The sequence below is a fragment of the Vibrio sp. SCSIO 43153 genome, assembly GCF_023716625.1.
In the GTDB taxonomy this organism is placed as follows: Bacteria; Pseudomonadota; Gammaproteobacteria; order Enterobacterales; family Vibrionaceae; genus Vibrio; species Vibrio rotiferianus.
In genome coordinates, this window is sequence record NZ_CP071855.1 from 77,992 (window position 1) to 97,214 (window position 19,223).

The 19,223-nt window shown below is 45.4% G+C and carries 19 protein-coding genes; 17 read left to right on the forward strand and 2 right to left on the reverse strand.

The features are described from left to right. Positions 1 to 58 precede the first annotated feature (58 nt). The 8 genes from rmuC to J4N37_RS00395 all read left to right on the forward strand — a co-directional run bounded on the left by rmuC (position 59) and on the right by J4N37_RS00395 (position 6,965). On the forward strand, positions 59 to 1,591 hold the full coding sequence (gene rmuC / locus J4N37_RS00360; protein WP_252041420.1) for a DNA recombination protein RmuC: 1,533 nt from the start codon (positions 59 to 61) through the stop codon (positions 1,589 to 1,591). A 78-nt stretch (positions 1,592 to 1,669) separates the two neighbouring features. Continuing rightward, the gene (ubiE, locus tag J4N37_RS00365) at positions 1,670 to 2,449 is read left to right on the forward strand and encodes a bifunctional demethylmenaquinone methyltransferase/2-methoxy-6-polyprenyl-1,4-benzoquinol methylase UbiE (RefSeq protein WP_010444918.1); all 780 of its coding nucleotides are present in this window, start codon (positions 1,670 to 1,672) and stop codon (positions 2,447 to 2,449) included. Between the two features lie 11 nt (positions 2,450 to 2,460). Further along, complete coding sequence (locus J4N37_RS00370; protein WP_252041421.1) at positions 2,461 to 3,096, forward strand: ubiquinone biosynthesis accessory factor UbiJ; 636 nt, start codon at positions 2,461 to 2,463, stop codon at positions 3,094 to 3,096. Then, on the forward strand, positions 3,093 to 4,727 hold the full coding sequence (gene ubiB / locus J4N37_RS00375) for a ubiquinone biosynthesis regulatory protein kinase UbiB (RefSeq protein WP_252041422.1): 1,635 nt from the start codon (positions 3,093 to 3,095) through the stop codon (positions 4,725 to 4,727). Before J4N37_RS00370 ends, ubiB begins: the two co-directional genes overlap by 4 nt. Positions 4,728 to 4,775: 48 nt before the next feature. Continuing rightward, complete coding sequence (gene tatA / locus J4N37_RS00380; RefSeq protein ID WP_005429959.1) at positions 4,776 to 5,024, forward strand: Sec-independent protein translocase subunit TatA; 249 nt, start codon at positions 4,776 to 4,778, stop codon at positions 5,022 to 5,024. Between the two features lie 3 nt (positions 5,025 to 5,027). Then, positions 5,028 to 5,426 carry a Sec-independent protein translocase protein TatB gene (gene tatB, locus J4N37_RS00385; protein WP_005430029.1) on the forward strand — a complete coding sequence of 133 codons (399 nt, stop codon included), beginning with the start codon at positions 5,028 to 5,030 and terminating at the stop codon, positions 5,424 to 5,426. Between the two features lie 68 nt (positions 5,427 to 5,494). After that, a complete protein-coding gene (gene tatC, locus J4N37_RS00390; protein ID WP_005429982.1) occupies positions 5,495 to 6,244 on the forward strand; it encodes a twin-arginine translocase subunit TatC in 750 nt (249 codons plus the stop codon). A 271-nt stretch (positions 6,245 to 6,515) separates the two neighbouring features. Continuing rightward, positions 6,516 to 6,965 carry a lysozyme inhibitor LprI family protein gene (locus J4N37_RS00395; protein ID WP_252041423.1) on the forward strand — a complete coding sequence of 150 codons (450 nt, stop codon included), beginning with the start codon at positions 6,516 to 6,518 and terminating at the stop codon, positions 6,963 to 6,965. Positions 6,966 to 7,029: 64 nt separating this feature from the next. On the opposite strand, the gene J4N37_RS00400 is transcribed toward J4N37_RS00395, so the two are convergent. Next, a complete protein-coding gene (locus tag J4N37_RS00400; protein ID WP_252041424.1) occupies positions 7,030 to 7,794 on the reverse strand; it encodes a TatD family hydrolase in 765 nt (254 codons plus the stop codon). A 186-nt stretch (positions 7,795 to 7,980) separates the two neighbouring features. Here J4N37_RS00400 and hemB point away from each other — a divergent pair, with 186 nt between their 5' ends. From hemB to spfP, 4 genes are all read left to right on the forward strand, one after another. Continuing rightward, positions 7,981 to 9,042, forward strand: coding sequence for a porphobilinogen synthase (gene hemB, locus J4N37_RS00405; RefSeq protein ID WP_252041426.1), 1,062 nt, complete (start codon positions 7,981 to 7,983; stop codon positions 9,040 to 9,042). Between the two features lie 125 nt (positions 9,043 to 9,167). Further along, positions 9,168 to 9,602, forward strand: a complete 435-nt coding sequence (locus J4N37_RS00410) for a GNAT family N-acetyltransferase (RefSeq protein WP_171305021.1) — start codon at positions 9,168 to 9,170, stop codon at positions 9,600 to 9,602. Positions 9,603 to 10,206: 604 nt separating this feature from the next. Further along, positions 10,207 to 12,999, forward strand: a complete 2,793-nt coding sequence (gene polA / locus J4N37_RS00415; RefSeq protein WP_252041428.1) for a DNA polymerase I — start codon at positions 10,207 to 10,209, stop codon at positions 12,997 to 12,999. 193 nt (positions 13,000 to 13,192) lie between these two features. Beyond that, complete coding sequence (gene spfP / locus J4N37_RS25240; protein ID WP_438356636.1) at positions 13,193 to 13,240, forward strand: small protein SpfP; 48 nt, start codon at positions 13,193 to 13,195, stop codon at positions 13,238 to 13,240. A gap of 516 nt (positions 13,241 to 13,756) precedes the next feature. On the opposite strand, the gene yihA is transcribed toward spfP, so the two are convergent. Further along, positions 13,757 to 14,416, reverse strand: a complete 660-nt coding sequence (gene yihA / locus J4N37_RS00420; protein ID WP_010444941.1) for a ribosome biogenesis GTP-binding protein YihA/YsxC — start codon at positions 14,414 to 14,416, stop codon at positions 13,757 to 13,759. Between the two features lie 159 nt (positions 14,417 to 14,575). On the opposite strand from yihA, the gene J4N37_RS00425 reads away from it, so the two are divergent. The 5 genes from J4N37_RS00425 to hemN all read left to right on the forward strand — a co-directional run bounded on the left by J4N37_RS00425 (position 14,576) and on the right by hemN (position 19,188). Beyond that, positions 14,576 to 15,193 carry a c-type cytochrome gene (locus J4N37_RS00425; protein WP_010444943.1) on the forward strand — a complete coding sequence of 206 codons (618 nt, stop codon included), beginning with the start codon at positions 14,576 to 14,578 and terminating at the stop codon, positions 15,191 to 15,193. Positions 15,194 to 15,936: 743 nt separating this feature from the next. Further along, the gene (locus J4N37_RS00430; protein WP_038884225.1) at positions 15,937 to 16,575 is read left to right on the forward strand and encodes a class I SAM-dependent methyltransferase; all 639 of its coding nucleotides are present in this window, start codon (positions 15,937 to 15,939) and stop codon (positions 16,573 to 16,575) included. Then, the gene (gene yihI, locus J4N37_RS00435; RefSeq protein ID WP_010444947.1) at positions 16,575 to 17,117 is read left to right on the forward strand and encodes a Der GTPase-activating protein YihI; all 543 of its coding nucleotides are present in this window, start codon (positions 16,575 to 16,577) and stop codon (positions 17,115 to 17,117) included. The genes J4N37_RS00430 and yihI overlap by 1 nt, the downstream gene beginning before the upstream one ends. A gap of 7 nt (positions 17,118 to 17,124) precedes the next feature. Continuing rightward, positions 17,125 to 17,613, forward strand: coding sequence for a DUF2489 domain-containing protein (locus tag J4N37_RS00440; RefSeq protein WP_252041430.1), 489 nt, complete (start codon positions 17,125 to 17,127; stop codon positions 17,611 to 17,613). A 183-nt stretch (positions 17,614 to 17,796) separates the two neighbouring features. Beyond that, positions 17,797 to 19,188, forward strand: coding sequence for an oxygen-independent coproporphyrinogen III oxidase (gene hemN, locus J4N37_RS00445; protein ID WP_252041432.1), 1,392 nt, complete (start codon positions 17,797 to 17,799; stop codon positions 19,186 to 19,188). Positions 19,189 to 19,223 lie beyond the last annotated feature (35 nt).

Below are 19,223 nucleotides of genomic sequence, written 5' to 3' on the forward strand. Positions count from 1 at the left end.
TTTATCCAGTATGTAAATACCATTGTTAAAGATAAAAAACACAGGCTAACTCGCTATTATGCAATGGATTCTTGAGCATCAATCTCTCATTTTGTCTTCTCTTTTTACCGCGACTATTAGCGGCATTGCAGTGGGTTGGTGGGTCAAACAACGTTTTGCCACGCAAACCCAGCTACTTGAACAACAGATCTTTTCTGAAAAACAACTTCATCAACAACAACTTGAGCAAGTGAAGCAAAGCCTTGCTGAGGCGCAGCAAGAACTAGATGAACTCGATGATGAACGCGATAAAGCAGCATTCGAGGTGCGCCAAACCCATGGTAAATTGATGGCGGCGATGGAAAAGTTGCGCTATTTCGAAGCAGTAAAACAAGAGCGCCAGCAGTATTTTGATGAGCTAGGGCAGATGCGAGAGCACAAATCACGTCTTGAAACCCAGCTTGGTGAGCAGCAAGCGCGCCACGAGCAAATCAACCAAGCCAATGCAGAAAAGCTGCAGATTCTTGAGCAAGCAGAAGTGCGTTTGAAGCAGCAATTTGAACACTTAGCGAATCAACTATTCGAAGAGAAAACCGCCAAAGTCGACATGCAAAACCGCCAAAGTTTGGAAGGCTTACTGTCTCCACTAAAAGAGCAGTTAGAAGGGTTCAAAAAGCAAGTCAACGACAGCTTTAGCCAAGAAGCCAAAGAGCGTCATACCTTAGTACACGAACTTAAAAACCTACAGCGCTTGAACGAGCACATGACCCGAGAAGCGGTCAATCTGACTCAAGCGCTGAAAGGTGACAACAAACAGCAGGGCAACTGGGGTGAAGTGGTTCTGGCTCGTGTCTTGGCGGAGTCTGGTTTGCGTGAAGGGCATGAGTATCAAACTCAGGTGAGCTTGCAAAACGAAGCGGGCAAACGCTATCAACCGGATGTGATTGTTCACTTACCGCAAAACAAGCAAGTGGTGGTCGATTCGAAAATGGCGCTGGTGGCATACGAGCGCTACTTCAACGCAGAGAACGACGTTCAACGTGACCAGGCGCTGAGCGATCACTTAGCCGCGCTGCGCGCGCACATCAAAGGTTTGAGCCTTAAAGATTACCACCAGTTAAAAGGCATTCAGAGCTTAGACTACGTGCTGATGTTTATTCCGGTGGAACCTGCATTCCAAGTTGCAATTCAAGCTGACCCGAGCTTGGTTAAAGATGCGATGGAGCAAAACATTATTTTGGTCAGTCCTACCACTTTGCTGGTGGCGCTACGTACGATAGATAACTTGTGGCGTAACGAGCGCCAAAACGAAAACGCCCAACTGATCGCTGAACGCGCTGCGAAGCTGTATGACAAACTGCGCTTGTTTGTAGACGATATGGAAGGGCTTGGCGGCGCATTAGACAAAGCCAACCAAACGTACCAAGGCGCGATGAATAAGTTGGCGACAGGGCGCGGCAACGTGATCCGTCAGGCGGAAAGCTTTAAGCAACTCGGCGTTGAGGTGAAACGTCCTATTTCTCCTGATCTTGCCCAGTTAGCGCAGAGTGAGTCATTTTCGGAAAATGCTTCTTTAGTAGAAAGACATCCGGCTGAGGATAAAGTAAACTAATCGCCCGCAGTACAGTGGGCGACTATATTTGTCAGCAACCGCCCCGAAGTGAGAAAGTGCTGCCCAAGAGGAATCAGAATGACGGACACAAGCGTGCAATCAAATACAGCGTTAGAAAATGACACTACCCACTTTGGTTTTACTACAGTGGCAAAAGACGAAAAAGTGACCAAAGTTGCCGAAGTTTTTCACTCAGTGGCAGCGAAATACGACATCATGAATGACCTGATGTCAGGTGGTGTTCACCGCCTTTGGAAGCGTTTTACTATTGATTGCAGTGGCGCTCGTCCAGGTCAACGTGTTCTTGACCTAGGTGGTGGTACTGGCGACCTGACGGCGAAATTCTCGCGCATTGTAGGCGATCAAGGCCACGTAATCCTAGCGGACATCAACAACTCAATGCTGAATGTAGGTCGTGACAAGCTACGCGACAACGGCATTGTAGGTAACGTGCATTACGTGCAAGCGAATGCAGAAGAACTGCCTTTTCCAGATGATTACTTTGACGTGATCACTATCAGCTTCTGTCTACGTAACGTAACTGATAAAGACAAAGCACTGCGCTCTATGTTCCGAGTGTTGAAGCCAGGTGGTCGTCTGTTGGTGCTTGAGTTCTCAAAACCAATTCTAGAGCCGCTATCAAAAGTGTACGACGCGTACTCTTTCCACCTATTGCCTAAAATGGGTGAGCTAGTGGCAAATGACGCAGACAGCTACCGTTACCTAGCAGAATCTATCCGCATGCACCCAGATCAAGATACGCTGGAAGGCATGATGAAAGAAGCAGGCTTCGAAAACACCAAATACTACAACCTAACGGGTGGTATTGTGGCGCTGCACCGCGGCTACAAATTCTAAGGATAAGCGGTATGCCATTTGAACCTCTTATCACTGCCGTTATTGAAACGACGCTAAATACGCTGATTAAAGACGATCCTGAATTGGGTCGTCGTTTGTCACGTCTTAAAGGTCAGGTGATTCAAATTCATCTGAAAGAAATCAATAAGACATTGACGTTCATCTTCAGCCAGCAAATCGATGTTTTGGGCAACTACGAAGGTCAGCCAGATTGTTATCTGTCGCTGAATCTAAGCGTCCTGCCTGAGCTGCGCGATCAAGCCAAGATCACCCGCCTTATCAAGCAAGACAAACTTGAGCTTGAAGGTGACATTCAATTGGCACAGAAATTCTCTCAATTAATGGTGGATTGCAAACCTGATATCGAAGAATGGCTGTCTCGCGTGACGGGTGATGTTGTGGCGCATACTTTTGTGCAAGGCACCAAAAACGTCGGTGGCTTCTTTGCTTCTCAAGCAGAAAAACACCAACGCCATCTTGCTCAAGTGGTAACAGAAGAGTGGAAATTGGCACCAGCACCGCTGGAAATCGCCCACTTCTGTGACCAAGTGGATGACGTTCGCAGCCAAGCTTCTCGCTTTGAAGCGCGCCTAAACGCACTACTAAACAAATTCGACTCGGATAAGTCTGCGCTGGAGAACTCATGACGCCAGCAGAAATAAAGCGCTTATACCAAATCATTAAAGTTCAGCTGGAATACGGCTTGGATGAGTTGTTGCCTGATCATCAACTGACCAAAGCACCGCTTTTGATGCGCAAAAGCCTATTCTGGATTAAGAACAAGCACCCAGATAAACCGTTAGGTGAGCGTCTTCGCCTCGCTCTGCAAGAACTTGGTCCGGTTTGGATTAAGTTTGGTCAGATGATGTCGACCCGCCGTGACCTTTTCCCTCCGCATATCGCTGATCCTCTTGCGCTTTTGCAAGACCAAGTTGCACCATTTGATGGGCAGTTAGCAAAAGAACAAATGGAACTCGCTTTGGGCGGACCATTAGAAAACTGGTTTACTGAATTTGATATTAAACCGTTAGCGTCTGCGTCGATTGCTCAGGTGCATACCGCGCGCTTAAAAGACACTAACCAAGAAGTGGTATTAAAGGTCATCCGTCCAGATATTCGTCCGGTGATTGATTCAGATCTAAAACTGATGCACCGAATGGCGCGTATAGTCGCCGGAGCGATGCCTGAAGCACGTCGTTTGAAACCAGTTGAAGTGGTTCGCGAGTACGAAAAAACCTTACTTGATGAACTCGATTTGCGTCGTGAAGCGGCGAACGCGATTCAACTGCGTCGCAACTTCGAAGGCAGTGAAGAGCTTTACGTACCAGAAGTTTTTCCTGACTTTAGTAATGAAACTGTCATGGTTTCTGAGCGAATATATGGCATCCAAGTCTCTGATATTGAAGGCTTGGAAGCGAATGGCACCAATATGAAACTGCTCGCGGAACGCGGTGTGAGTGTGTTCTTCACTCAGGTGTTCCGAGATAGCTTTTTCCATGCCGACATGCACCCAGGCAACGTGTTTGTTAAGCCGGAGCATCCAGAGAATCCAATGTGGATTGGGCTGGATTGCGGGATCGTTGGTACACTTAATAGTGAAGACAAACGATATCTGGCGGAAAACTTCCTCGCTTTCTTCAATCGTGACTACCGCCGCGTAGCGGAATTGCACGTTGATTCGGGGTGGGTACCTGCCGATACCAATGTCGATGAATTTGAATTTGCGATTCGCATTGTGTGTGAGCCAATCTTTGCTAAACCACTGTGTGAAATCTCTTTCGGTCACGTACTGTTGAACCTGTTCAACACTGCGCGTCGGTTCAATATGGAAGTGCAGCCGCAGCTTGTATTGCTACAAAAAACGCTGTTGTACGTCGAAGGACTGGGTCGCCAGTTATACCCGCAACTAGATTTGTGGGAGACCGCGAAACCTTTCCTTGAAGAATGGATGATGAACCAAGTCGGTCCGCAGGCTTTAGTGAATGCCATTAAAGACCGAGCGCCGTTTTGGGCAGAGAAGTTACCGGAACTGCCGGAGCTGCTTTACGATAGCCTTAAACAAGGTAAAGCCATGAATCAACGCATGGATCAGCTTTATCAAGGCTACCGTCACAGCAAGCGTCAGCAGGCGACAGGAAAGTTTTTATTTGGCGTTGGAGCCACTTTAGTCGTATGCTCGGCAATATTGGTGGATAACGCTTATGAGCAACTATCGATCGCTAGCGGTATCGCAGGGGTCACATTTTGGTTGCTTAGTTGGCGAGCTTATCGTCGATAGACGTTAAACTCTTGAAATAATTTTGTTTAAAGACCCGAGGTAAAAAGAATGGGTGGTATCAGTGTTTGGCAACTTCTAATCATTGCTGTAATTGTTGTATTGCTATTCGGAACTAAGAAACTACGCGGTATCGGTGGCGATCTGGGTGGTGCCGTTAAGGGCTTCAAAAAAGCAATGAGCGAAGATGAGCCTGCGAAGAAAGACGACAAAGACGCAGACTTCGAGCCAAAAAGTCTAGAAGAGCAGCAAAAGAAAGAAGCAGCTCCTGAATCGAAAAAAGACAAAGAGCAGGCGTAAAACGTGTTTGATATCGGTTTTTGGGAACTGGTATTAATATCTGTTGTTGGTCTGGTTGTTCTTGGTCCAGAGCGTTTGCCACATGCCATCCGCAGTGTCTCTCGTTTTGTCGGAGCAGCGAAGAGTATGGCAAATAGCGTCAAAGACGAGTTGTCACACGAGCTGAAAGTTCAAGAACTGCAAGAAAACTTGCGCAAAGCTGAGCAAATGGGGATGGATGATCTGTCTCCTGAGCTGAAATCTTCGGTCGAAGAGTTGAAAAAAGCGGCGCAATCTGTTAACCGCCCTTACGCGGAACCAACCAAATCAGAAGCGGAGCCTAAACAAGAGGCACCTGCGACTGAAACCGTTGAGAAAGCGGAAGAGATTAAGGTTACAGCGGCAGATAAGAAAGCCGAATAGTCTCATTAGGAGGAGCTACTAGTGATTGGTAGCTCCTTTTTGATCAGGTTTTAAAAAAGAGGTTTGCCATGTCTACCGTCGAGCAGACACAACCTTTAATTAGTCATTTATTAGAACTTCGCAACCGACTGCTCAAAGCCATTGCTGCAGTATTGGTGGTGTTTGTTGGACTAATTTATTTCTCTAACCACATTTATGAGTTTGTTTCAGCGCCTTTGGTAGAACGCCTACCTGAAGGTGCAACGATGATCGCAACTGATGTGGCTTCACCGTTTTTCACGCCTTTGAAGCTAACCTTGATTGCTTCGGTGTTTATTGCGGTGCCGTTTATCTTGTACCAAGTGTGGGCATTTGTTGCACCGGGCTTGTACAAGCATGAACGTCGATTGATCATGCCACTGCTGTTCTCGAGCTCACTGTTGTTCTATTGCGGCGTGGCGTTTGCCTACTTCGTGGTATTCCCGCTGGTGTTTGGCTTCTTTACTGCTATCTCTCTTGGTGGGGTAGAGTTCGCAACCGACATCTCGAGTTACCTCGACTTTGTACTGGCGCTGTTTATGGCGTTTGGTATTGCGTTTGAAGTGCCTGTAGCGATTATCTTGCTATGTTGGACTGGCGCAACCACACCACAAGATCTGAAAGAGAAGCGCCCATACATTATTGTGTGTGCGTTTATTGTCGGCATGCTATTAACGCCGCCGGATATGATCTCGCAAACCCTACTCGCAATTCCGATGTGTTTGCTGTTTGAGGTGGGTTTGTTCTTCGCGCGTTTCTACACACGTAAAGACGACGAACAAGAAGAAGTGGAAGAGTAAGCTTGAGGTTATAGGCCTGCGCCTTTCATTAATCGAATATAGAGCCCTGCTTTTAGCAGGGTTTTTCGTATTGGAAGAAGGAGTACGGAGGCGTTAGTGCTGACAATGTTATGCAATAGAAAACCCCATAATGTAGAAGGCCGTCGAAAAACTATTAGGTAGTTATAAACGCTCATAGCATTTACAGACTTAAGTAGTGGAGTGAATTAGTATCCTGTGAATAACAAGGACAGTAAGTTAATGAATCTATTGATATCTTTAGGAGTTTATCGTGGTTGGTAAGAAATTTATGACATATATCCTGACTTATTGTTTTGTCTTTTTTTCCAGTTCTAGCTTTGCAATCGATAACCCTGATGCTGTTGATTATACCCAACGGTATTTGGAAGTTGTGAGTCAATACGAGAGTCAGTTGAATGCAATAGATTCAACAGGTGTTGATGTGTTGGCAAAATACTCTAACTATATGGATTTTCTGGATTCAGAATTGAACAACGCCTATGGTTTGGCTAGAGAAAAAATACCTTCAAAAGAATTTGATAACTTAAAGCAATCACAACGTCAGTGGATTAAATATCGCGATGCAGAATTTGAGTTTATTGATGTTAATTGGGTACAAGAAAACCTTGGTACTTCCTCAAGGTTATCGCGATTCCATTACAAAGCGAGCGTAATTAAATCGAGAACGACCCAACTGTATGATTATGTGAAGAACTACTAGGCTTGGTCGGTTGTTTGAAGCGGTCAACGGTTTGCCGCTTCAATATGATTATCTAAAGATGGCCTTATGATAGAGCAAACAACTTTTCTGCATTATTAGTGGTGATGCGATCCACTTCCTCGATTGGCACTTCAAGCAATTCCGCTACGCGTGCTGCCACCAACGAAGTATAAGCCGGCTCGTTACGTTTACCACGATGTGGTACAGGCGCTAGGTACGGGCAGTCTGTTTCTAGAATTACCCAGTCCATATCCAGATGCGGGATGACCTTATCCATACCACCATTTTTAAACGTAGATACGCCACCCAGACCTAAGTGGAACCCAAGCTCGTTGATCGCTTGTGCTTCTTCTACGCTGCCGCCAAAACAATGGAATACACCACGTAAGCGACCGTCTTGTTCTTGACGAAGTAAGGTCAGTGTTTCTTCAATAGAGTCACGTGTATGGATAACGATAGGTAAATCCATCTCTTTAGCCCAGTTTAACTGAGTCACAAACGCCATCTCTTGCTCTGCGCGGAAAGTTTTATCCCAGTAAAGATCGATACCGATTTCACCCACTGCAATGAAGTTATGCTTTTCAAACCAGCCGCGGATGATTTCCAGAGTTTGCTCGACATTGCCATCGACGTAACACGGATGCAGACCCATCATAGAACGACAAACCTCAGGATAAGCTGCTTCAGTTTTTAGCATTGGCTCAATAGACTCAAGATCGATGTTCGGCAGCAGGATTCTATCAATGCCTTGTTCTAAAGCGCGCTTCACTACCTCGTCGCGGTCGTTATCAAATTCGCTAGCGTAAATATGAGCGTGAGTATCGATCATGGTTGGTCTCTATGGTTCATCGGTGTATGGAATTAGTGAGAAGTATACTTGAGTGTGAGTGCGGGGTCATTTTCGGTTTTTTTCATGCCGTTTTTCCATATTGCTGCTCGCAAGGTGCATCAAGAGTGATATGATTTTGCCACCAGATGATTTGATCATCGTAACCTTCCAGACAAGGAGAAAGTGGTGTCTGTATCAATTCAAGGTCCATTCCCTGCGCGCCGTATGCGTCGTATGCGTAAGCACGATTTTAGTCGTCGTCTGATGGCTGAAAACCAAGTTTCAGTAAACGATTTAATTTACCCAATGTTTATTCTGATGGGTAAAGATCGTCGTGAAAGTGTTGAATCGATGCCGGGTGTAGAACGTTTGTCGATTGATTTAATGCTAGAGGAAGCACAATACCTAGCAAACCTAGGCGTACCAGCAATCGCGCTTTTCCCTGTCGTAAACCAAGACGCTAAAAGCTTATGTGCTGCTGAAGCATACAACCCAGAAGGTTTGGTTCAGCGCGCAGTACGTGCATTAAAAGAGCACGTGCCTCAAATCGGTGTGATCACAGATGTGGCACTCGACCCGTTCACTACTCACGGCCAAGATGGCATCATCGATGAAGATGGCTACGTGATGAATGATGAGACAACTGAAGTACTTGTAAAACAAGCGCTGTCTCACGCAGAAGCGGGCGCAGACGTGGTTGCACCATCAGACATGATGGATGGTCGTATCGGTAAAATCCGTGAAGCACTAGAAGAAGCGGGTCACATCCATACTCAAATCATGGCTTACTCTGCGAAGTACGCATCAAACTACTACGGTCCATTCCGTGATGCGGTCGGTTCAGCATCGAACCTAAAAGGTGGCAACAAGAAAAACTACCAAATGGATCCTGCAAACAGCGATGAAGCGCTACATGAAGTAGCACTCGACATCAATGAAGGCGCAGACATGGTGATGGTTAAGCCTGGTATGCCTTACCTTGATGTGGTTCGCCGTGTTAAGACTGAGCTTCAAGTTCCAACATTCGCTTACCAAGTTTCTGGTGAGTATGCGATGCACAAAGCGGCCATCATGAATGGTTGGTTGAAAGAGCGTGAGACCGTGATGGAATCTCTGCTTTGTTTCAAACGTGCCGGTGCTGATGGCATCCTGACTTACTTCGCGAAAGACGTAGCTGAGTGGTTAGCGGAAGAAAACGCACAAGCTGCAGAGCACCTAGTAAAGACTCAAGAAGCGACAGAAGAGTAATTATCGCTCAATGAGAAAAGCCAGGCCGACAATTGTTGTCGGTCTGAATATACCCAAGTACCCTCAAGACGGAATACACACGGCTTGAAGTTACTTGGGTATATTTATTTCTGGAGAGTAAGACAATGACAATGCTGATTCGTGAAGGCACGCTGGAAGAAGCGATCCAAGTGGTGGCTCGTGTTACTGAGTTTGCACGTGGTGAGACGGTTGAATCCATGGCAGGGCGCCTTGGAGATAAAAAAAGTTTAATCTTAGTGGCTGAGAAAGCAGGCGCGATCCTTGGCTTTAAAATTGGTTATGAGCTAGATGATCACTCATTCTACAGCTGGTTCGGTGGCGTAGCGCCAGAAGCGCGCAATGAGGGTGTTGCGCAGATGTTGTTAGAAGCTCAAGAGGACTGGGTCGCTGAGCAGGGCTATAAAACCTTAAAAGTGAAATCACGTAACCAATTTCCTGCCATGCTCCGTTTGTTGCTAAGAAATGATTACATCATTGAAAAATTTGAAGAAAAACCTAACTTGCGTGAGTCTCGAGTCCACTTTATTAAGGCGCTATAAAAATAAATGAGATTTTTTCTCATTTAGCTATTGACTGTTAAATGAGAATCATTATTATTAAACCTGTCTTAGGGAATGAGGAAAGTTCACAAGGACGTTGAATTGCTAATTAACTGAATGTTGAGAAGGTAATGAAACATTTTCCCAGAACTTGCACGAATTCTTTTTGACACGACATTGCTCACATTGCTTCCAGTGTAATTTATAGCTTCTTGGTCAAGCTGCCATACAAATGGAAATAGCTTTACCGCTTCTGCTAGGCGACCCTATATGGGTCGCTTTTTCTTTTCTAATTTTTCTATTTGACGCCATCATTTTTAACTTTTCCACATAACATGATCATTTTAGGAACGTTGATCTTTTCGTCTTTTTATAAATATCTTTTTAAAAAACAATGATTTAAATTGCTATTTTGCAGTTTTTTTAAGTTGAGGAAAACCAGTGGATAATTTCTACTAACAGAGTTATCCACAGCTTGGTGGCTTTTGTTTGTATGAAACGGGGATATTTACGAGAGCTGGATCGAGCGAACAAGATAGATTCGGATCAGTAGTCATGGCATTCTAAGCAGATCTATTAAGTACTGATTTGGATACAGACAATTATGGCAAGTATTCCTGAAAATCCGTTGATTCTGATCGACGGCTCTTCTTATCTATATCGCGCTTTTCACGCTTACCCTGGCACGATGAGTAACGGTGAAATCCCAACTAACGCTGTTTACGGTGTGGTGAACATGTTACGCAGCATGATGCGCCAGTTCGCTTCTGATCGTATCGCGGTGGTTTTCGATGCGAAGGGTAAAACCTTCCGTGACGATATGTACCCGGAATACAAAGCAAATCGCCCACCAATGCCGGATGATCTTCGTTGCCAGATTGAACCACTGCACAACGTCATTCGTGCCATGGGTCTGCCTCTAATCTGTATTCCTGGTGTAGAGGCCGATGATGTGATCGGTACTCTGGCTTATCAGGCATCGCAGCAAGGCATGCCTGTTTTGATCAGTACTGGCGATAAAGATATGGCGCAGTTGGTGGATGACAACGTTACCTTGATCAACACCATGACCAACGTCGTGATGGATCGCGAAGGTGTCGTTGAGAAGTTTGGTATCCCACCAGAATTGATCATCGACTACCTAGCGTTGATGGGCGATAAAGTTGATAACATTCCTGGCGTTCCGGGTGTCGGTGACAAAACCGCAACGGCTCTGCTACAAGGCATTGGCGGTCTGACAAAGCTGTATGAAAACCTTGATGATATCGCTGCACTTGGCTTCCGTGGTTCGAAAACCATGGCGAAGAAGCTAGTCGACAACAAAGACAATGCCATGCTGTCTTACGAGCTTGCCACCATCAAGCTTGATGTGGAGCTGGAAGAGACGCCAGAATCATTGCTAAAAGCAGAACCAAGCACAGATGAGCTGATCAAACTGTACGGTCAGTTGACGTTTAAATCTTGGCTAAATGAGCTCTTAGAAGGCGGCACAGGCGTGGTTGAAGCGGATGAATCAACTGGCGCAGCGCGTGGTGGTTCTGCTTCATCTAAAGCCGATATGGATACCTCAGCGGTAAAAATCGACCGTAGCCAATACGAAACCATCCTAGATGAAGCTTCATTCAATGCTTGGTTAGACAAACTAAAAGCATCGGAGTTATTCGCGTTTGATACTGAAACCGACAGCCTAGATTACATGGTGGCAAACTTGGTTGGTTTGTCATTTGCAACAGATGAAGGCATTGCTGCTTATGTACCAGTGGCTCACGACTACCTAGATGCGCCGCAGCAACTGGATCGTGATTGGGTATTGGCACAGCTAAAGCCGATTCTTGAAGATGAGGCTCAAGCTAAAGTCGGTCAGAACCTAAAATACGACGCGTCGGTGCTGGCTCGATACGGTATTGAGATGAAAGGCATCAAGCACGACACCATGTTGGCATCTTACGTATACAACAGTGTTGGCGGTAAACACGATATGGACAGCTTGGCACTGCGATTCCTGCAGCACAGCTGTATTTCATTCGAACAAATCGCAGGCAAAGGTAAGAACCAGCTAACCTTCAACCAAATTGAGCTTGATGAAGCTTCTCCATACGCGGCAGAAGATGCGGACGTGACACTTCGTCTACACAACCGTCTATCGGCGAACATCGATCAAGATGAAAAGCTAAAAACGGTTTACGAAGAGATTGAAATGCCACTCGTGCCAGTGTTGTCTCGTATTGAGCGCACTGGTGTACTGATTGATGACATGAAGTTGGGCGCGCAGTCGGTAGAAATCGCAGCTCGTCTTGAAGAGCTTGAGCAAAAAGCCTACGAGATTGCGGAACAAGAGTTCAACATGAACTCACCTAAGCAGCTACAAGCAATCCTATTTGAGAAAATGGGTCTACCAGTTATTAAGAAGACGCCTTCAGGTACGCCTTCTACCAATGAAGAAGTGCTGCAAGAGCTGGCTTTGGACTACCCACTACCAAAACTGATTTTGGAGTACCGTGGTCTGGCGAAGCTAAAATCCACATACACTGACAAATTGCCGAAGATGATCAATCCATCAACGGGTCGTGTACACACGTCTTATCATCAAGCGGTAACCGCAACGGGTCGTCTATCATCGACCGATCCTAACTTGCAGAATATCCCAATTCGTAACGAAGAAGGTCGCCGTATTCGCCAAGCATTTATTGCTCCTACAGGGTACAAGATTCTGGCTGTCGACTACTCACAGATTGAATTGCGTATTATGGCGCACTTATCGGATGACCAAGCGCTGCTTGATGCATTCCGCCATGGCAAAGATATCCATGCAGCGACGGCTGCAGAAATCATGGGCGTTTCTATTGAAGACGTTTCCAGCGAGCAGCGTCGTCGCGCAAAAGCGGTTAACTTTGGCCTTATCTACGGCATGAGTGCATTTGGTTTAGCGAAGCAGCTAGGTATTCCGCGTGGCGAAGCACAAGCGTACATGGACAAGTACTTTGAGCGCTATCCAGGTGTGATGCAGTACATGGAAGACACGCGCAGTGCGGCTTCTGCCCAAGGGTATGTAGAAACTATCTTTGGTCGTCGCCTGCACCTGCCTGAAATCCAATCGCGTAACGGTATGCGCCGTAAAGCGGCAGAGCGTGCAGCGATCAACGCACCAATGCAAGGTACCGCAGCGGATATCATCAAGAAAGCGATGCTACTGGTTGATCAGTGGATTCAAGAAGAAGGCAACGGTCGTGTGAAACTTCTGATGCAAGTGCACGATGAATTAGTGTTTGAAGTTGAAGAGTCGTCTTTGTCCGAAATTGAAAGTAAAGTACAGAATTTGATGGAATCTGCAGCAGAGCTGAAAGTGCCTCTAGTCGCTGATGCTGGTCATGGTGATAACTGGGATCAAGCACACTAGTCATTTTTAAGCCAATTTGGTCGATTTATTATGAGCCAGCGCACAAACGCTGGCTTTTTTGTGCTAATAAAAAAGCGATTTGATTGTGATAATTGTTGTTGCTTAATAAAAGATTAATGAAAAAAAACTACAAAAGTTCTTTGCAAATCTGACCAATTGTTGTACATTATCTCTCGTAGGGTACAGAGGTAAGATGTTCTATCTTTCAGACCTTTTGTTTCACGTTATTGGATTAGGCTGATTCAGCCGCCCCAGTCAGTTTTTGACTGGGGCGTTTTTTATTGGGCGAAAGAAAATTTTTCTTTTTGATCAGTAATTTAAATTAAACCCTCAAAAATCTTCTCTTCTGACCTTTCTAAGTCACTGCAAAGTCTCGATTTTTCCCTCAAATTTATTGCGTTATTCATCCTGTAAATTTACACCAGTCACACTATTATTTTTTCTTGAAAGAAACTAAGTGACGCATTTTTGATGTTCAATCTGACTTAACTATCTGAATATTAAAATTATTGTAAGGTTGGGGTGGGAGTATTTGGCTCGAGGCAGGAAATAAGATTGCTTTTTAACCTATTGAAATCGAATCTTAGTTCGGTAATGCTTCGCCACATAACAATAATTACCAATTTTTCTCTCCCGTTATCCCTGCCAGGAAGGTGGGGATTTTTATTGCCTGAAATTCACAGTTTTGGGTAGCAGATAAACAAAAGCCCCACCAAAAGGCAGGGCTGTGTCGAAAAATTTTAACAAATTTTGTTAATTATTCTTCGCCGCTCTCTTGAGCATCTTGCTCGTCTTCTTCAATCAAGTGTGCAAATGCAGGTGCAAACCAAGTGTCCAGTTTGGCACGCAGCTGATCGACACCCAGACCTTTCAGTGAAGAGAACACGTCAACTGATACGTCACCACCAAATGTCTCCACTTGCTTGCGGATTTTTAGTAGCGTTTGTTTGCGAGCACCGCTTTTCAGTTTGTCTGCTTTAGTCAGAAGAACTTGAACAGGGATGCGGCTGTCGATAGCCCAGAAGATCATTTGCTGGTCGAGATCTTTCATTGGGTGGCGAATGTCCATCAGAACCACTAAGCCTTTCAGGCATTCGCGTTTTTGTAGGTATTCACCTAGTGATTTCTGCCACTTATTTTTCATCTCAACAGGAACTTGAGCAAAACCGTACCCAGGCAAATCAACAATGTGACAACCTTCTTCCACTTTGAAAAGGTTGATCAATTGAGTACGACCAGGGGTCTTTGATGTCTTGGCTAAGCTCTTTTGGTTAGTTAGACGGTTAAGTGCACTCGATTTACCAGCGTTTGAGCGTCCTGCAAACGCAATTTCGACACCTTCGTCCTCTGGTAAGTGACGAATATCGGGTGCGCTGGTGATGAAATGCGTGTTTTGGTAATGAATTTTTACGCTCACTGTTAACTCCATCTCGACTTTGTGTAGTCGATTGATTACTTTTTTGTGAAATTGTGTAAAATAACCGTGCTCGGCATAAGGTCGCCTATTGTACCATGAGTGTACACGGTATGTTCACATTCCGTGGTACTGGAAGCTTGATAATTATAATGGAATGTCATGAAGAAATTAGCGCTAATTTTGAGTCTTTTAGCCAGCTGCTCAGTATGGGCCCAAGGTAGTATTGAAGCTGGTAAAGCAAAATCACAAACCTGTGTCGCCTGTCATGGAGCAGATGGCAACAGTGCAATCGCAATGTACCCTAAACTAGCAGGTCAGCACGCTAAGTATCTTGAGAAGCAGTTGAAAGATCTAAAGCTTGGTATGACAAGCGGTGGTAAACAAGGTCGTTACGACCCGGTTATGAGTGGCATGGCTATGCCATTAACCGATACAGATATCGCTGATCTTTCTGCGTACTATGCCTCGCTGCCTATTTCAGAGCAGTCAACACCAGAAGATGTGGTGGCTAAAGGTAAAACACTGTACACAGCTGGTGATGCAGAACGTGGTCTAACCGCATGTATTGCATGTCACGGCCCTCGTGGTAACGGCACTGAGCTTTCAGGTTTCCCTAAAATTTCTGGTCAGCACGCTGACTACATCAAAGCTCAGCTGATCAAATTCCGCGATGGTAATCGTGAAAACGATATGAACGCCATGATGCGTGATATCGCGAAAAAAATGACAGATGAAGATATCGAAACTCTGTCGAAATACGTTGGCGGTCTGCACTAAATCCCCTACAAAGTTCGAGCACAGTTATACAAATATGCCCTAGCGTTTTCGCTGGGGCATTTTTGTTCGTGATTTTGATCACTCGTGAACTTCCCTCCAAAAGCGTAGTTAGCTCGGTACTTTGTGAGACATTCGCCATACTTGATCGATGTGATTTCTCGCTTCTTGTTTTAACTTGTTGATAGGTTGGGTAATTTGTTTTGGGAGAGAAAATCCTATCAATAATTTCTTTCCATGACTTGTCGGTTTTTATCCAATCTGTAAAGTAGAAGCTGTTCACAAGGAGTGAATCACAGGAATTTAGACCATGGATATAAGGTCTCCAAGGACGCAAACGAAGGACGTTTGGTAGTCGGAAAAGGGACTTAGATAGGCAAGGAGCCTATCAGATATGGATGGTCATCTCGTCTAACGGTTAAGACAGTGAAATGGATCAAGCTCAGGAAGTAGCTCAGTAGACAGGAAGTGAATGGATAGCCAAAACTCATCAGGAAGATGAAGAACAACACTTTTTGGCAGGGAAAGCTTGAAAAACAAAAGGATTCTTGGTGCACCAAATGAGTGCAACACAGTTTCGCCGCTATAGGTGGCATTCAGAAAGCGACAGTCTCACTGTCGCTTTTTTTATATCTTCAATTCCGATAAAAACTTTTTTAACAAAAACTGCTGAAAAAGTATCCAGCAACACTCCAATCTGAGTCTACTTTCTGGTATGTTTCGCATCCCTGTTTGAGGAAGTCAGCATGCACACCTGTCCTTTATGCCAGAATCAGCGCACTCACCACTTTTTTGAAGACAAGCAACGCGAGTATCTTCAGTGTGAGCAGTGCAGTTTGGTATTCGTCAATCCAGACCAACGTTTGGATGCGGAAACTGAAAAAGCTCACTATGATCTGCATGAGAACAATCCTGAAGATATGGGATATCGCCGCTTTTTGGCGCGAATTGCTGACCCAGTCGCAGAGCGAATTTCACCACAATCGAACGGAATCGACTTTGGTTGTGGTCCGGGCCCAACGCTTTCCTTAATGTTAGAAGAAGCGGGGCACAACATGGCGTTGTACGATCTTTACTACCACCCTGATACATCGGTGCTAGAAAGGCAGTATGATTTCATGACAGCAACAGAGGTGATCGAACACCTCTACCACCCAGATATGGTGTGGAAGCAATGGTTGAATTTAGTTAAGCCAGGTGGCTGGATAGGCCTGATGACGAAAATGGTCATCGACGTAGAAGCCTTTCGGACATGGCACTATAAGAACGATCCTACGCATGTGGTGTTCTTTAGCCGTGACACGTTCCAGTTCCTAGCAGAGCGGGATAAGCTCGAACTCGAATTTATTGGTAATGATGTAATTTTACTGAGGAAGACCCAGTAATGAGCCGTAAAAAGAAATCAAGAAAGCCGGGTGCCTCTGGCGCACCTGAGTTTGTTGTAACTCGTAACCGTACAGAATCAGATGTAGAAGGCCGTCTACGCAAGCGCGCGAAAAAGCGTAAAGGCTTGAAGACCGGTAGTCGCAACTCTGACGCTGAAGAGCAGAAGAAACAAGCAGCAGCGCAAAAACGCGATCCTCGCCTAGGCAGCAAGAAGAAGATTCCTCTGATTGTTGAGCCAGCGAAGAAGCAAACCAAACAAGAGCGTCGTCTATCTGCTGAGCAAGAGCTAGAGATGCTAGAAAACGATGCGCAATTGAACGTGTTGTTGGATCGTATCGAAGCGGGTGAGAACCTAGGTACTGGTTTACAGAAATATGTAGACGAGAAGCTAGATCGCATCGAGAAGCTGATGGACCAACTAGGTCTACTAGAGCCGGAAGAAGAGGAAGACTTCACTGCACCAGCAGCGAAAGGTTCTCGTAACGATGACGATTTACTTGCAGACTTCGACGATATCAACTTCGACGACTACAAAGGATAAGTAATTCATGAATGTAACCTTATTAGCGATTGCAGGTGCAGTGATCATTATCGCGCTGGCTTCTTATGCAGGTTACCTTCTGCTTCAATTGAAAAAGCAAAAGGAATTGCAGCTGAAGCATCAAAAGTTGGCGATTGATAAGCGTAATGCCAACATTTTTGAGAACGTGCATACTCTGTGTCAGGCGGGAATCCAAGGTCAGTGTGATTTGTCTGAAATCAGTATCCGTGTTTACAACATCATGGACTATGTTCAAGGTGAAGACCGTATCGATTTCGACGCCACATATCCTGCGATTTCTGAGCTTTACCATGTTGTGAAAGATATGGCGCGTGGCGAAGATCGTCAGCAACTTGCGAAGAAAGAGCGTATGCAGCAGAACCTGACGCGTCACAAAGCAGAACAGCGCTTAACAGACGCGATCATCGAAGAGCTCAAAGTGTTGCAGAAAAACGTTCAGCCACTGAATAACCAAATCAATATTCAGATGATCTAACTGATACCCCCAACGGTTTCTTTATCGTCACGGGGGTACGTGATCACGCTAGCACTTCTTTGGTTTTATACTTAAAAAGCCGCCAGTGGTTACCGTAGTTGTCATCATGGTATGGCAAAATAACGGTTTCTGAATATCGGGTGACGGCTTTCGTCTCCCTAGCATTTAACGGAAAGTACCACCATGTCGAATCAACATATTGAATCGAAACAGCAAATCGTCTGGGACCAAACGGTATTGGATAAGTACAACTATTCCGGTCCGCGTTACACCTCGTACCCAACGGCACTGGAGTTTCATGAAGCATTCACCATTTCGGACTACGATATGGCATGCACTCAGTACCCAGAGCGTCCGTTATCACTGTACGTTCATATTCCGTTCTGTCATAAGCTTTGCTACTACTGTGGCTGTAATAAAGTCATTACTCGCCATTCGCACAAAGCAGACGAATACCTAGATGTACTTGAGCACGAGATCCGTCAACGCGCATCGTTGCTGGGGGAGCGTAAAGTCACTCAATTGCACTTTGGTGGTGGTACGCCAACTTTCCTATCTGAAAAGCAAATCACGCGAGTGATGAACTTGTTGCGCCAAGAGTTCTCATTTAGCGCTGATGCGGAAATTAGTATTGAAGTCGACCCACGTGAAATCGAGCTAACTATGCTGGATCATCTACGTGGTGAAGGTTTCAATCGCCTGAGCATCGGTGTGCAGGACTTCAACAAAGAAGTTCAACAGCTTGTGAACCGTGAACAAGATGAAGAATTTATCTTTGCTATGGTTGCGCGTGCGAAAGAACTTGGCTTCCGCTCTACTAACCTTGATTTGATTTACGGTTTACCTAAGCAAACTAAGGCGTCTTTTGCTAAGACATTAGAGCAAGTGCTAGAAATGCAGCCGGGTCGTTTGTCCGTGTTTAACTACGCGCACATGCCTCAACTATTTGCTGCACAACGCAAGATTAAAGACGAAGACCTACCTAAAGCAGAAGAGAAGATGGCGATTCTGCAAGACACCATCGCAACGCTAACGGGTGCAGGTTACCAGTTCATCGGTATGGATCACTTTGCTAAGCCGGATGACGAACTGGCTGTCGCTCAACGTGAAGGCATTTTGCATCGTAATTTCCAAGGCTACACCACACAAGGCGAATGCGACTTGGTAGGCTTTGGTGTTTCGGCGATTTCAATGGTTGGTGATGCGTATGCGCAAAACCAAAAAGAGTTGAAGAAATACTACGCGCAAGTGAATGACCTGCGTCATGCGCTGTGGAAAGGGGTGTCTTTGGATGCCGACGATTTACTACGTCGTGAAGTCATCAAACAGCTTATCTGTAACTTCAAGCTAGATAAGACAGCGATTGAGTCTGAATTTGGCGTGAAGTTCGAGCAATACTTCAAAGAAGATTTAGAGTTGCTACAAACTTTTATCAATGATGAGCTGGTGGAAGTGGATGACAACGAAATTCGCGTAACTCTTCGTGGCCGTCTATTGATTCGTAACATCTGTATGTGTTTCGATAAGTACTTGCGCGCGAAGGCACGCCAGCAGCAATTCTCTCGCGTGATTTAATCTCTTACAGATTCCGGATACAAAAAATGCCAGCA

What these genes read in the sequence shown, in the direction of transcription:
- rmuC (WP_252041420.1), top strand. Translation starts at nt 59, where the DNA reads ATGCAATGGATTCTTGAGCATCAATCTCTCATTTTGTCTTCTCTTTTT.
- ubiE (WP_010444918.1), top strand. Translation starts at nt 1,670, where the DNA reads ATGACGGACACAAGCGTGCAATCAAATACAGCGTTAGAAAATGACACT.
- J4N37_RS00370 (WP_252041421.1), top strand. Translation starts at nt 2,461, where the DNA reads ATGCCATTTGAACCTCTTATCACTGCCGTTATTGAAACGACGCTAAAT.
- ubiB (WP_252041422.1), top strand. Translation starts at nt 3,093, where the DNA reads ATGACGCCAGCAGAAATAAAGCGCTTATACCAAATCATTAAAGTTCAG.
- tatA (WP_005429959.1), top strand. Translation starts at nt 4,776, where the DNA reads ATGGGTGGTATCAGTGTTTGGCAACTTCTAATCATTGCTGTAATTGTT.
- tatC (WP_005429982.1), top strand. Translation starts at nt 5,495, where the DNA reads ATGTCTACCGTCGAGCAGACACAACCTTTAATTAGTCATTTATTAGAA.
- J4N37_RS00400 (WP_252041424.1), bottom strand. Translation starts at nt 7,794, where the DNA reads ATGATCGATACTCACGCTCATATTTACGCTAGCGAATTTGATAACGAC.
- J4N37_RS00410 (WP_171305021.1), top strand. Translation starts at nt 9,168, where the DNA reads ATGACAATGCTGATTCGTGAAGGCACGCTGGAAGAAGCGATCCAAGTG.
- polA (WP_252041428.1), top strand. Translation starts at nt 10,207, where the DNA reads ATGGCAAGTATTCCTGAAAATCCGTTGATTCTGATCGACGGCTCTTCT.
- J4N37_RS00425 (WP_010444943.1), top strand. Translation starts at nt 14,576, where the DNA reads ATGAAGAAATTAGCGCTAATTTTGAGTCTTTTAGCCAGCTGCTCAGTA.
- J4N37_RS00430 (WP_038884225.1), top strand. Translation starts at nt 15,937, where the DNA reads ATGCACACCTGTCCTTTATGCCAGAATCAGCGCACTCACCACTTTTTT.
- yihI (WP_010444947.1), top strand. Translation starts at nt 16,575, where the DNA reads ATGAGCCGTAAAAAGAAATCAAGAAAGCCGGGTGCCTCTGGCGCACCT.
- J4N37_RS00440 (WP_252041430.1), top strand. Translation starts at nt 17,125, where the DNA reads ATGAATGTAACCTTATTAGCGATTGCAGGTGCAGTGATCATTATCGCG.
- hemN (WP_252041432.1), top strand. Translation starts at nt 17,797, where the DNA reads ATGTCGAATCAACATATTGAATCGAAACAGCAAATCGTCTGGGACCAA.